At 60.5% G+C, this 12,695-nt stretch carries 10 protein-coding genes and 1 rRNA gene; 7 read left to right on the top strand and 4 right to left on the bottom strand.

The features are described from left to right. The 3 genes from FEZ60_RS30785 to pdxA all read right to left on the bottom strand — a co-directional run. Positions 1 to 99: ribosomal RNA gene (locus tag FEZ60_RS30785) — 16S ribosomal RNA — on the bottom strand; the annotation flags it as partial. 635 nt (positions 100 to 734) lie between these two features. After that, the gene (locus FEZ60_RS30780; RefSeq protein WP_045071550.1) at positions 735 to 1,502 is read right to left on the bottom strand and encodes a DeoR/GlpR family DNA-binding transcription regulator; all 768 of its coding nucleotides are present in this window, start codon (positions 1,500 to 1,502) and stop codon (positions 735 to 737) included. A gap of 24 nt (positions 1,503 to 1,526) precedes the next feature. After that, positions 1,527 to 3,779 carry a 4-hydroxythreonine-4-phosphate dehydrogenase PdxA gene (gene pdxA, locus FEZ60_RS30775; RefSeq protein ID WP_172937827.1) on the bottom strand — a complete coding sequence of 751 codons (2,253 nt, stop codon included), beginning with the start codon at positions 3,777 to 3,779 and terminating at the stop codon, positions 1,527 to 1,529. A 211-nt stretch (positions 3,780 to 3,990) separates the two neighbouring features. On the opposite strand from pdxA, the gene FEZ60_RS30770 reads away from it, so the two are divergent. The 7 genes from FEZ60_RS30770 to FEZ60_RS30740 are packed head-to-tail and all read left to right on the top strand — an operon-like array spanning position 3,991 to position 10,987. After that, entirely contained in the window at positions 3,991 to 5,568 is a 1,578-nt protein-coding gene (locus tag FEZ60_RS30770) for an ABC transporter substrate-binding protein (protein WP_172937826.1), read from the top strand. 4 nt (positions 5,569 to 5,572) lie between these two features. Then, positions 5,573 to 6,577 (top strand): ABC transporter permease, encoded by a 1,005-nt coding sequence (locus tag FEZ60_RS30765; protein ID WP_172937825.1) that lies wholly within the window; start codon positions 5,573 to 5,575, stop codon positions 6,575 to 6,577. Then, positions 6,577 to 7,524, top strand: coding sequence for an ABC transporter permease (locus tag FEZ60_RS30760; protein WP_045071542.1), 948 nt, complete (start codon positions 6,577 to 6,579; stop codon positions 7,522 to 7,524). The genes FEZ60_RS30765 and FEZ60_RS30760 overlap by 1 nt, the downstream gene beginning before the upstream one ends. A 3-nt stretch (positions 7,525 to 7,527) precedes the next feature. Beyond that, positions 7,528 to 8,370, top strand: a complete 843-nt coding sequence (locus tag FEZ60_RS30755) for an ABC transporter ATP-binding protein (RefSeq protein WP_172937824.1) — start codon at positions 7,528 to 7,530, stop codon at positions 8,368 to 8,370. Next, positions 8,367 to 9,233, top strand: a complete 867-nt coding sequence (locus FEZ60_RS30750; protein WP_154883645.1) for an ATP-binding cassette domain-containing protein — start codon at positions 8,367 to 8,369, stop codon at positions 9,231 to 9,233. Before FEZ60_RS30755 ends, FEZ60_RS30750 begins: the two co-directional genes overlap by 4 nt. Further along, positions 9,233 to 10,192 carry an aldo/keto reductase gene (locus tag FEZ60_RS30745; protein WP_172937823.1) on the top strand — a complete coding sequence of 320 codons (960 nt, stop codon included), beginning with the start codon at positions 9,233 to 9,235 and terminating at the stop codon, positions 10,190 to 10,192. The genes FEZ60_RS30750 and FEZ60_RS30745 overlap by 1 nt, the downstream gene beginning before the upstream one ends. Positions 10,193 to 10,225: 33 nt before the next feature. Beyond that, positions 10,226 to 10,987 (top strand): aldolase/citrate lyase family protein, encoded by a 762-nt coding sequence (locus tag FEZ60_RS30740; protein WP_045071539.1) that lies wholly within the window; start codon positions 10,226 to 10,228, stop codon positions 10,985 to 10,987. Between the two features lie 64 nt (positions 10,988 to 11,051). Here FEZ60_RS30740 and FEZ60_RS30735 read toward each other — a convergent pair whose 3' ends face one another. Beyond that, a complete protein-coding gene (locus tag FEZ60_RS30735) occupies positions 11,052 to 12,476 on the bottom strand; it encodes an aldehyde dehydrogenase family protein (RefSeq protein WP_045071553.1) in 1,425 nt (474 codons plus the stop codon). Between the last annotated feature and the right edge of the window lie 219 nt (positions 12,477 to 12,695).

Raw genomic sequence — 12,695 nt, 5'->3', positions numbered from 1 at the left:
TTCGCCGCTCGTGTACCCCGAAAGGCCTTACCGCTCGACTTGCATGTGTTAAGCACGCCGCCAGCGTTCGTCCTGAGCCAGGATCAAACTCTCCGTTGAAGACTCTAGATATCGCTCACCCGAAAGCAAGCTAAATCAGTCATAGACAAAAAGAGTCAAATCACTAGCAAAAAAACTCAACTAGCAAAAAATGTGTCGGCAACCATTCAGACGGAAGAATGAACAATCACCGACGAAAAATACTCACACCCCGAACATCAGAACCGAAACCCGAAGGCCCGGAACATCATTCGACATGTGAAGTACCAAAATAATTTGGCACTGACATTCATCGACACACTGTTGAGTTCTCAAAGAACACGCGCACACCATCACCGCGACCATCAGGCCACTCGCTCCGGGGCAACTTTTCCAGCCTATCCCATCGAAGTCACCGGCGCAAACCGGAACATCGTGAAAAAGAACTGGGGTTGAAGCACAACCATACATGATGGAAACTACTTCGAATTTTGGCCAGGCACTTCGTACAACCTCGTGTCACTCGCTGTGAAGCGGGAGTCGGTGTCCGTGTCGCTCTGACTTGGAATAAGTTACGCGACTGCCGAAGCCTTTAACAAATCGCCTGGTCAGGGCGAATGCTTTTGCCATTTCCGCAGCTAGAGCCCGTCATATCACCGTCAATTCACCGAAATTGCGCAAATGTGACGCCGGACACCGAAGGATGAAGGGCGAACTCACACAATCTCGACCCGTATTCCGGCGTCCTCGAACAATGCGACTTGCCGTGCGTCTACTGCGGAATCGGTGACCAGCACCGCCCCCGGAGGAATCGGGGCCCACGCATGGAATGGCCGTTCCCCGAGCTTGGCGGAGTGCGCAAGTATGTAGACCTCGCCGGCGCGCTCGATCATCATTTCCTTCAATCGCGTCTGGTCGAGCTCCGCTTCACAAATACCCAAGTCAGCGGTCACGGCATCAGCACCGAGAAAGGCCTTGTCAAAGGACACCCGCTGTAGCGATGCCTCAGCGAGTGGCCCGACAAACCCCTGGCTGAGCTGCCTCAATGTCCCGCCGAGGCATTCGACTCGGACACCCTCGGCATCGGCGAGCGCTTCGAGCGCGGTCAAGCCAGCAGCAATCACCGTCAAATTCGTCACGTGACGTAAGAACTCGCCCATCGCGCCCACCGTCGTACCGGCATCCAAGAGGACGGTCTCTCCAGGCCGGACCTGCGCTGCAGCCCACTCGGCAATTCCCCGTTTGGCCTCGAACCCCTCCATTGCGCGTTGACGCAAGGAGGATTCCGGATGAGGGTTGAGAGCAATCGCGCCACCGTATGTTCGGGCAATAACCCCCTGCGCGGTCAGCTGGCTCAGGTCGCGGCGAATCGTGGACGCGGTCACCCCGAATTGAGCAGACAGATCCTCGACACTGGCCAGACCGCTGGTGCGAGCGAGCCTCGCAATCTCCGATCGCCTCGCCTCCGATTCCCGGATGGCCATCGCTCCCCCTTCGAAACTCCGCGCCTACTTGGAAACGAATGTGCTGGTTGCCAATTCGGCTGCCTGTCGCAGCGCCTCGACCATACTACCGGCCTCGGCTATGCCTTTACCTGCGATATCGAAGGCGGTTCCATGGTCTACCGATGTACGAATGACAGGCAAACCGACGGTGATGTTGACGCCCGCTTCGATTCCGAGAACCTTGACCGGACCATGCCCCTGATCGTGGTACATCGCTACGATCAAGTCGTAGTCGCCACGGCCGGCCAGGAAGAATGCCGTATCCGCGGGCAGCGGGCCGTGCACATCCATTCCCTCTGCTTTAAGCAGTTCGACGGCCGGAATGATCTTCTGTTCTTCCTCCCCGTAGCCGAAGAGCCCGTTCTCTCCCGCGTGCGGATTGATTCCACACACTCCGATCTTCGGTTCCGGATTTCCCGTCCGCACCAAGGCTTCGTGACCTCGACGAATAGTCCGTTCGACCAGTCCGGGCTCGATCCGAGCAACTGCGTCCAGGAGCCCGATGTGCGTGGTCACGTGGATGACCTTGAGTTTGGGCGTCGACAGCATCATCGACACTTCCTCGGTACCTGTCAGGTGCGCGAGCAACTCCGTGTGTCCCGGGAAGATATGACCTGCTGCATGTAGGGCCTCCTTGTTCAGGGGCGCTGTGCAGATCGACTGAACTTCACCGCGGACAGCGAGTTCGCTTGCAACACGGATGTACTGATATGCGGCGTCTCCGGCAACGGCTGACAGTTCACCCCACGCCAAGTCCTCCGGCAGTAGGTCAAGGTCGATAACGTTGATCCGTCCGGACGTGAATTCGGCATCCTTGATCTCGTCGACCGCGACCACGTCGACATCGATGCCGAGTACTTCAGCAGCCAGACGTAGGCGTTTTGCGTCGCCGACAACAACTGGGCGGCAACGCTTTCTTGTTTCGTCGTCGAGTAACGCCGGAACGATCACTTCGGGCCCGACGCCGGCCCCGTCCCCCATGGTGACAGCGATCAGCGGCAGTGGTGCGGATTCGATGGGCATTACGTTGACCTCGTTGTCTGAAGGATTTGCCGAAAGTGGATTGTGCGGAGTCACGACCGATGCAGGGCGCGAGAGAAACTCCGTGATGGAAAGCAAACTGTGTACATCGCCGAAACTGCCCGGCCGCGTGACGATGTAGCGCCCCGTCGGATCGATGGAAAGTACTGCACCGTATTCGATTTCGCATACCGGCGACAGATGCTCGATGCCCAGTCGATCGAGAACGCTGCGTGCGGTTTCGCCGCCGGTGAGGACTAGATCAAGTGGGTGTTCGCGGCCCGCGAGACTCACATCTACGGCCGTGATCAGTTCAGCCAGAGCAGATACCAAGCGGGCAGCCTCCGTCGGGACGACTGGCCCACCAACCGAAACGACAACATTTCCGCCATCGAGGGCTTCCAGGATCGTAGACGGCTCAGCCGAATTCGATAGAAGGTCAGCGCTGTTCACGAGTACGTGCCGAACACCGGAATTCCGAAGCAACGCCACCTGCTCAGCTGCGGAGGTGTCCGCCGTCCCCACAACCGTCAAGCTGCTTCGCGAAGCACGAAGTTGCACAGGAGTATCCGACGATTGCACTGCCCAGCTTCGAGCGACGGCCGCAGTAAGCGCAGCAGTTCCCACCAGCCTGGAACGCGGAACCTTCTGCGCTGCAGTCACAATCATGTCAAGGTCTGCATCCGTTTCTACATCGCAGACGGCAACCGATTCGGAATCGGCGATCTCCTGGAGTATCCGAGGTAGCGCTTCCGACCGTACGGCTACCAGCGGTACGCCGGCAGTGAGAACCGAGTCACCGAGCACTTCGGCGATCGAATGCGGGGGTTGCGTCGCCTCCGCGCGCCACAACGAAGTGCTATGCAACGGAACACCGTCGACAAGTGGCACGCCATCGCGGACCGTCCGTCCCAGCGTGGGGAGTCCGGCGGCAACAATGACCGGCGATCCGTCGCGCGTAAGTTCTGCAACCTCGGCAGCTATGTTGCCCCGGAGTAGAGAGTCGATCTTCTTCACAACAGCGAAGCCCGCGGCCGATTGCAGAACAGTACGGACGTCGCGCGCGGCCTGAGCGAGATCGGAACGACGCGAATGCAGGTCGAAGACGGTCACATCGCTTCCGTCCGGCGTGCCGGGGCGCAGCCTGAGCGATACAGAGCTACTGCGGGCAAGAAATCCAGCGGCCGATTCCGCGGCGCCTGACAGGTCATCTGCGATTACTACCAGTGGTTTCATCGACTACCTCGACCCCCTTTCGGTCTGAATCGAGTATGCACAGTCCCGCAATTGATGCGCGAAGTACGCAAATGAAGTTACGGGACTTGCGCGAAGTGCGCAACAGTGCCATTGTGAGCTGAGTTACAAGCGAGAGTCCGACACGATTGTGCGCAAACAATCCACTCGGAGCGTCGCCCCCACGCTGCCCGTCAGGATCGAAAGGTCACCGATGACCAATTCTCGTTTGCGAACACCACAGCTCTCCCGGCGCTCCTTCTTGCAGTTCACGGGACTGATCGGTGGCGCAACGCTGCTGGGTTCGACGGCCGCATGCGCCGGTCCCACCGGAAAACCGACCCAAGACACGCTCGTGCTCGGACTCAACCGTTCGCTGGTCAGTCTCGACAACAAACTCAACCAATTCGACGCCGCAGTCACGGCTCAACGCGGCGTCCGGCAGGGACTCACCCGCATCGGTGACACTCTGACCCCACAACTGGTTCTTGCCGATCGGTTCGAGTCGACCGGCCCCACCGAGTGGACAGTTCGACTCCGCGAGGGAATCCGCTACTCCGACGGCACCCCCGTGGTCATCGACGACGTCACGACGGCCATGGAGATGTACCAGCAGGTCAGCGGATCGTTTGTCGCCCCTCAGTTCCCGGAGTGGCCTACCGTGGTCCCGATCGACGACCGCACGTTCATTCTCCGAACAAAATCCCCGGTGCCGGTGCTGGACTCACTCATGTCGAATATCTTGATCACGCCGGCGGCCGCCAACGAACCGAATGAATTGCAGAGCGGAGTCGGTTCCGGCCCGTTCGTCGTCAGCGAATCGAATCGTGGCACCGGCGATTACACGCTGGTCGCCAACGACAACTACTGGGGCCCAGCCCCCGGTGTTCGTCGAGTCCAAGTTCGCTTCATCCCCGAAGAGGCCGGCCGAGTGGTTGCGCTGCGGAGCGGTGAGGTCGACGTCATCGACTCGATCAGCCCGGACTCCGCAGAACAACTCGCAGACCTCCCTGGCGTCCAGGTCGATACCGTGCCGAGCACTCGAATCAACCAACTGTTCTTCAACTTCCGCAAGCCCGCCGATCATCCACTCGCTAATCCGCGCGTCCGCGAGGCACTGACCTACGCTATCGACGGCGAGTCGCTCGCCCGTGACGTGCTGATCGGATCGGCGGTCCCGGCCACCGGTCCTGCACCGTCGACATTGGACGGAGCCGTGAAAACCGGCACTTACCAATATGATCCACAAAGAGCGCGGCAAATGCTCGCCGCCGAGGGTGCCGATGACCTGGAACTCACCTTCATCTGGGAAACCGGAGAATTCACCAACGACGTTTCGGTGATGGAATCGGTACTCGAGATGATGAAAGCAGTGGGTGTTCGCGTCAAACTGCAGCAGTTCGAGCCAGGTGGTGACATCTCGTCGTGGCGTCAGGGCAAGACCGGGGACTGGGATGTGCTGGGCAACGGTTACGGCAACCAGACTGGACTTGCACTGACCACGCTGCAGGGCATGTATGCGGGAACCGCCGAGAAGGAAGCAACCCGCGACACCTATCACGGGTACGCGTTCCCCGAGATCACCGCCAAGATCCAAGCCGCATCGAGCGAACCGGATCCGTCGCAGCGTGCCGCTCTTCTCGACGCCGCGCAGCAGGACATCTGGAACACCTGGCCCTGCCTGTGGAGTTTTGTCCCCAACGCACTGCTCGCGAAACGCACACGCGTTCAGAATGTTTCACTGACCCCGATCAACTCCTACGACCTCGGCGCCGTCCGATTGGAGGCCTGAGGCGATGACTCTCACTGCTCCGACACCGCAAACCGCACGCGAAATTTCCCCGCGTCGTCGCACAAAGATGAACCCGACACTCAAATACGTGCTCAAACGCTTGGCACAGAGCGCACTGACGATCTTCCTCACGCTCACAACAGTGTTCGTCCTCATCCGCATGGCGCCGGGCGATCCTGCCTATGCTTTGGCCGGGCCGCTGGCGAGTACAGAAGATCTCGCTAAGATCCGCGCTGACATGGGCTTGGACAAGTCCGTGTTCTCCCAGTACTTGATCTACCTGTGGGATCTCCTTCACCTGAATCTCGGCACGTCGTACTCGTTCCAGGCGCCGGCCATGGACGTTGTCCTCGGCAGACTTCCGTACACCATCACCCTGGCCGTCAGTTCTATTCTGCTGACCGCCGTGCTCTCGATTCCGTTGGGCGTGTGGATGGCCCGTCACGCGGACACGCGACGCGAACTCGGCGCGAACGTCGTGGCCGTCGGCGGACAGTCCATGCCGGAGTTCTGGAGCGGCCTGATGCTGGTGACGATCTTCGCGGTCTTGATTCCCGTGCTCCCGGCTGCCGGATTCACCACGTGGCCGTCGTTGATCCTGCCCACCGTCACTATCGCGATCCTCCAGATCGCGTTGATCTCCCGGATGGTTCGACGCGAAATGGTCTCGGCCTTCGCCTCTCCGTACATCACCGTCGCTCGATCACGCGGAGTATCGGAACGCGAACTCACCTGGCGATACGCCATGCGTAATTCGGCGATTCCCATCGTCACCGCACTGGGCACCAGATTTGCCGGCATGCTCAACGGCGTCGTAGTCGTCGAGGTCGTCTTCGCCTGGCCTGGTGTCGGCTCACTGGTGGTGCGCGCGCTCGAGACACGCGACTACCCACTGATCCAAGCGACCGTACTCGTCACCGCAGTCCTTGCGGTACTCGTACAACTCGCAGTGGACCTCCTCTATCCCCTCCTGGACCCACGGGTACGCCTCGGAAAGGGCGCCAACTGATGACCACAGTCTTGGAACCTCCCACAACACCGCGCCCCAGCGCAGTCACCGAGGCAGATTTCGCTCGCGCCGGAGCCACACGTCGTAAGCGAGACAGCCGCGTCAAGATCTGGGCCGGCTCGATCTGCGCACTCCTGGTGATTCTCCCCGTCGCGCTCGCCGGCCTGCTGCCGCTGGCAGATCCGAATCAAACCAACCTGAGCCAGCGACGGTTGCCTCCGCTCAGCGAGGGCCACCTGTTCGGCACCGACCAGCTTGGACGCGACCTACTCTCGCGAATCCTGCACGGTGGGCAGGTGTCTCTGACAATCGGCATTCTCGCCGTCGTCGTGTCCGGCATCATCGGCGTCGTCGCAGGTTCTGCCGCAGGCTACTTCGGCGGTTGGGTCGACACGGTCATCTCGCGCTTGCTCGAGGCACAGCTGTCCCTTCCTCTGTTGATGATGCTTCTTCTTGTCGTCGCGCTGTTCGGTCCGTCCATTCCCGTGATCACGTTTGTCATCGCAATCGCGCAGTGGCCCGAAGTCGCCCGACTGACCCGTTCCTTGGTGCTCGTCGAACGCGAAAAGCCCTATGTAGCAGCAGCCAGAGTCCTGGGCCTGACCCGCATGGCCATCCTCGTCCGCCACGTAATCCCGAACATCGTCAAGCAGGCGTCGCTTGTCGTGCTGTTGCTCCTCGCCCAGGCCGTCCTACTGGAAAGCTCGTTGAGCTACCTCGGCGCGGGACCACAACGTCCGTTCGCGACATGGGGCCGAATCATCGCCGACGGTCAGGACTACATCACCACCTCATGGTGGATCGTGACGCTGACAGGCCTGATGATCGTGCTGCTGGTGGTCGGAGTGAACCTACTCGGCGACGGCCTGCGCGATCGGCCGACAGGATCGAAACGACTGGGCGCAAGCCTGTTCGGGCGTGGCAGCGCCCAGAAAGCGAAGGCGTGAGACATGGGAAATCTACTTCGGGTCGACGACCTCCAGATCGAACTTGTCACTGCCAATGGCGTAATCCGAGCCGTCGACGGCGTGTCCTTCTGCATCGATGCCGGTGAAACCGTCACCATCATCGGTGAATCCGGCTCGGGCAAGTCGACGACAGCTATGGGAATCCTAGGGCTGCTTCCGGACGATCTTGCCGTCCTCTCCGGGAAGGCCGCGTTCAAGGGCCAGGATATTCTCGGAAACACGAAGATCTTGAACGACATTCGTGGACGACACATCGCCCTCATTCCCCAGGATCCGATGACGGCACTGAGTCCCGTCCACACCATCGGCAGTCAGCTTCGAGAAGCCGTGCGCCACAGCGGCGTGACTGCCAAGAGACAGCAAATCGAGCGGGCAGTGGAACTGCTCGAACAGGTGCGCATTCCGTATCCGGATCAGCAACTCGACAAGTACCCACATCAGCTGTCGGGTGGAATGTTGCAGCGTGTCCTGATCGCCGGCGCACTTGCCGCCGGCCCCGAACTGATCGTTGCCGACGAACCCACCAGCGCATTGGACGTCACCGTGCAGGCCGGGATTCTGGACCTACTGCTCGAGTTGCAGGAGCGCACCGGAATCGGAATGCTGGTCATCACCCATGACCTCGGAGTTGCCCGACTCGTATCCGATCGCATCTACGTGATGAAGGACGGACGTTTTGTCGAGACCGGCAGCGCCGACGTCCTCGTCGACGCACCGCAAAGCGCCTACACACAAAGGCTTCTCGACGCGATACCTCACCTGGGACCGTGGGACGGCGACCCCGCCACCGATACGCGTTCAACACAGATCGGAGCCTCGGCATGAGCACACACAACAGTCCGTTGCTTGCCGTCGAAGACCTCGTTGTCGAGTATCCGGTTCCCGACGGGGTATTCCGAGCCGTGGATGCTGTGAGCTTCTCGGTGGAGAAGGGTAAGACCCTTGCCATCGTCGGCGAATCCGGATGTGGCAAGTCGACGATCGCTCGATCTATCGTCCGACTCCTCACGCCGACCAGTGGACGCATTCTCGTCGACGGCACCGACATCGCGCAGCTGTCGGAGAAGTCGTTGCGCCCCTTCCGCTCCCGCGTGCAGATGGTCTTCCAAGATCCGTACGGATCGCTGGACCCTCATCTGACTGCCGAGGACATCATCGGAGAACCACTGCGGCTCAAGGGCGTCCGAAGCAAGGCGGACCGCGCCAGAGCGGCGGCCGAGCTCGTCGACCGCGTGGGATTACCCAGCTCGGCATTGCATAGACGTCCGGCGGAGTTCTCCGGTGGGCAACGTCAACGCATCGGCATAGCCCGCGCACTTGCCAGCGGACCCGAGATCCTGGTGTGTGACGAGGCCACCAGCGCTCTCGACGTTTCGGTGCAAGCACAGGTACTCGAACTCCTCCGTGAAATCCAAGCCGATACCGGTCTGACGTACGTTTTCATCTCACACAACTTGGGCGTCGTCCGAGAAATCAGCGAGACCGTAGTCGTGATGTCGAAGGGAACCATCGTCGAAACCGGTTCCACAGAAACAGTTCTCGCCAGCCCACGCGAGCCGTACACCCGCGCACTACGAAGCGCTGCCCTCGATCCCACCACCATGGTCGGGATCAAACCACGGCACGTGGTGGCAGCCCTGTCCAAGAACTTGCTGGCCAAGCAGACCGAATCACGAGGAGTTGCCTGATGACCGCCCCACTCGAGCTTCCGAAACTGGTGCTGGGCACCATGACATTCGGAGACACCGTCGACATTTCGGGTGCGGGTTCGATGCTCGACGCAGCACTGGGCGCCGGCATCACACACATCGACACCGCCAACGGATATGCGGGCGGTGAGTCCGAGCGCATGCTGTCGAAACTCCTCCATGGCCGACGCGATTCCGTCACTCTGGCCACCAAGGCGGGAATGCCGCACCCCGATGCCGGTGACAACAGCCCACTCTCGGCGCAGGGACTCCGGGCAAGCATCGAAGGAAGCCTGCGCAGGCTCGACACCGACTATGTCGACCTGTTCTATCTCCATCAGCCGGATCGAGCGGTATCGCTTAGCGAAACACTAACGACCGTCGCCGAACTGGTTGCGGAAGGAAAGATACGCGCTCTCGGTGTTTCCAACTTCGCAGCCTGGCAAATCAGCGAAATCAACTACACCGCAGACACAGTGGGTGCGCCGCGACCGATCGTCGCACAACAGCTCTACAACTTGCTCGCACGTCGGATCGAAGAAGAATACGCAGAATTCGCGAACGTGACCGGGCTGACCACCATGGTCTACAACCCGCTCGGCGGTGGACTACTCACCGGGCGTCATACTTTCGAGGAAAACCCCGCCGACGGCCGATTCGGCGACTCCCGCCTCGCGTCGATGTACAAGGAGCGGTACTGGAACACACAGATTTTCGACGCCATCGCGCAACTGTCGACAATCGCCGAACAAGCCGGGATCGCTATGACCGAACTTGCTCTTCGCTGGCTCGTCAGTAAGCCGGCAACCGGCCCGATACTCCTGGGAGGATCGAAGGTCACACACCTGGAATCCAACATCGCGGCACTCCAGCGCGGCGCACTCGACAATACGATCGTCGAAGAATGCGATCTGGTCGGAGCCGCACTGCGCGGCCCCATGCCCAACTACAACCGCTGAAAAATACCCGCCAACACCAAGAGAGACCCCGCTATGTCTGCACAGGAATTCGCCGCACGTATCCGCGGACGCGAACGCATCCTCGGTTACTGGTCCGTCATCGACAGCCCGATCTCGACCGAATGGATCGCACACGTCGGCTGGGACTACATCGCACTCGACATGCAGCACGGTCTGATCGGTTACTCGGGAATGGTCGCCGGGCTCACCGCCATCGACTCGTCGCCGTCCACCGTCGGCATGGTCCGAGTCGAAGCCAACAATCCAACTCCCATCGGGCGAGCTCTCGACGCCGGCGCTGTGGGCGTCATAGTTCCACTGATCAACAACGCCGAAGAAGCCGCGGCTGCAGTCGCTGCCGCCAAGTACCCGCCATTCGGCGTTCGCTCCTACGGACCGATGCGCTCGCAACTCCGGGTCGGCCCTATCCCCGCCGACGCGAACCGCGACACAGTTGTCTTCGCGATGATCGAGACACCACAAGGCCTGGCGAACGTCGAAGAAATCTGCGCAGTGCCCGGATTGGACGGCGTCTACGTCGGCCCGTCCGATCTACGAATTGCCGTCGGCGGCAAGCATTCCAACGATCCGGATGTGTCCGAGGAATTCGAAGCTGCGCTCACTCGGGTCCGCGAAGCCGCTGCCGCGGCCGGTGTTGCCGCCGGAATCCACACCCCAGCCGGGCAGATAGCAGCGCAGCGTCTCGGAGAGGGCTACACCTTCGCGACGGTTGCCTCCGACCTCACCCACCTGGCAAACGTCTCGGCTCAACACTTGGAAGCCGCTAAATCCTGATCCAGGTACAGAAATGGCGATGCACCCGTACCAGGAGGTACGGGTGCATCGCCATTTCATCCGACTAACGCTGAATTGCCTTGATCTCGAGGAACTCTTCGAGCCCGAACGTGCCAGCTTCGCGTCCGATACCCGACTGCTTGTAGCCACCGAACGGAGCATTCGTGTTGAATGCGCCGCCGTTCACCTCTACCTGACCCGCCCGCAACTGCCGTGCGACGCGATCCGCCCGATCGGGATCACCCGACCAGACACCGCCGGCCAGACCGTACTCGGTACCGTTGGCGATCCGAACTGCGTCGGCTTCGTCCTTGTATCCCATGATCGAGAGGACCGGCCCGAAAATCTCCTCGCGCGCAATCGTCATGTCCTCGGTGACATTGGAGAAAACGGTCGGCCCGACAAAATAGCCACTGGCCAAACCAGTTTCACGGCCATCGACTACAGCTGTGGCGCCCTCAGCCACACCCTTCTCGATGTACCCTCGAACGCGTCCGAGCTGATTCGCGTTCACCAACGGCCCAAGCACGGAAGTGGGCTGCGTCGGATCTCCCACGGGGAAATGCGCGGCGACCGCGGCAGCGATTGCAGCGGCCTCATCCACCTTCTCCGCCGGAACCAACATACGAGTCAGCGCTGAACACGTCTGGCCCGAGTTTATGAAGCACTTTGCGACGCCATCCGTGACGGCCTTTTCGAGGTCTGCGTCATCGAGAATCACGTTTGCGGACTTACCACCCAATTCGAGTGAGACCCGCTTGATAGTGTCTGCTGCTACGATGGCAACGCGCTTGCCCGCACGCGTAGAACCTGTGAACGAGACCATGTCCACCTCGGGGTGGCCTGCAATTGCCTCACCGACAACCGGTCCGTAGCCACTCACGAGGTTGAATACACCTGCAGGCAAACCGATTTCATCAAAAATATCGGCAAGCGCATACGTGATCAGAGGCGCAACTTCGGTTGGCTTGAGAACAACGGTGCAGCCGGCTGCCAATGCGCCGCCAACCTTCAGGACCACCTGATGCAAGGGGAAGTTCCAGGGCGTGATCGCGCCGACAACGCCGGCCGGCTCACGGACGATCAACGAGTTGCCAACCTCATGAGCGTCGAAGTCGTAGGTTCGTGCGAGTTCCGCGAACGCGTTCAGGTTCGCGAGCGGCATACCGATCTGTACAGGCTTCGCGAACCCCAGCGGCATACCCATGTCCGCAGACACCAGCGCAGCGAGTTCGTCGGTTCGCTCGGCGATCAGCGCCGCAGCTTTGGACAGGTACTCTGCGCGCTGAGCACCGGTCAACGCCGACCACTCGGGAAAAGCTTTTCGTGCCGCAACCGCTGCGGCGTCAACGTCGTCTGCAGTACCTTCTGCGACCTGAGCGATTACTTCCTCAGTTGCGGGATTCAGCACGTCGATACGGCCGCTACCTGCCGATTCGATCCAGGATCCGTCGACATAAATTTTGGTGCGGTCGAGAATATCGGTCATCGAAGCCTCCAAAGTCATCACTCATGCGTTGGTGAGGGCCCGCGCTCTCCGCGCCGGGAACCTCCTCCGAGCCTAACCACGCATGGCACGTTCCGTGGCAGGTTCATTGCCATGGCGGACTGCGACTGGTGAAACTTGTGACCGATACAGGTTTTTGGGGTGAAACGAGAAAAGCCCCCCAACAATGTTGGGGGGCTTTTCTCAAGTTGTGTTCGGCGG

This window comes from Rhodococcus sp. MS16, assembly GCF_013277795.1.
Taxonomy (GTDB): Bacteria; Actinomycetota; Actinomycetes; order Mycobacteriales; family Mycobacteriaceae; genus Rhodococcus_F; species Rhodococcus_F globerula.
The sequence above is the reverse complement of the archived record's forward strand: the minus strand, read 5'-3'. Positions and strand labels throughout refer to the sequence as shown.

Excerpts from the sequence above, each read along its gene's own strand:
- FEZ60_RS30780 (WP_045071550.1), bottom strand. The coding sequence starts at position 1,502 with ATGGCCATCCGGGAATCGGAGGCGAGGCGATCGGAGATTGCGAGGCTC.
- pdxA (WP_172937827.1), bottom strand. The coding sequence starts at position 3,779 with ATGAAACCACTGGTAGTAATCGCAGATGACCTGTCAGGCGCCGCGGAA.
- FEZ60_RS30770 (WP_172937826.1), top strand. The coding sequence starts at position 3,991 with ATGACCAATTCTCGTTTGCGAACACCACAGCTCTCCCGGCGCTCCTTC.
- FEZ60_RS30765 (WP_172937825.1), top strand. The coding sequence starts at position 5,573 with ATGACTCTCACTGCTCCGACACCGCAAACCGCACGCGAAATTTCCCCG.
- FEZ60_RS30760 (WP_045071542.1), top strand. The coding sequence starts at position 6,577 with ATGACCACAGTCTTGGAACCTCCCACAACACCGCGCCCCAGCGCAGTC.
- FEZ60_RS30755 (WP_172937824.1), top strand. The coding sequence starts at position 7,528 with ATGGGAAATCTACTTCGGGTCGACGACCTCCAGATCGAACTTGTCACT.
- FEZ60_RS30750 (WP_154883645.1), top strand. The coding sequence starts at position 8,367 with ATGAGCACACACAACAGTCCGTTGCTTGCCGTCGAAGACCTCGTTGTC.
- FEZ60_RS30745 (WP_172937823.1), top strand. The coding sequence starts at position 9,233 with ATGACCGCCCCACTCGAGCTTCCGAAACTGGTGCTGGGCACCATGACA.
- FEZ60_RS30740 (WP_045071539.1), top strand. The coding sequence starts at position 10,226 with ATGTCTGCACAGGAATTCGCCGCACGTATCCGCGGACGCGAACGCATC.
- FEZ60_RS30735 (WP_045071553.1), bottom strand. The coding sequence starts at position 12,476 with ATGACCGATATTCTCGACCGCACCAAAATTTATGTCGACGGATCCTGG.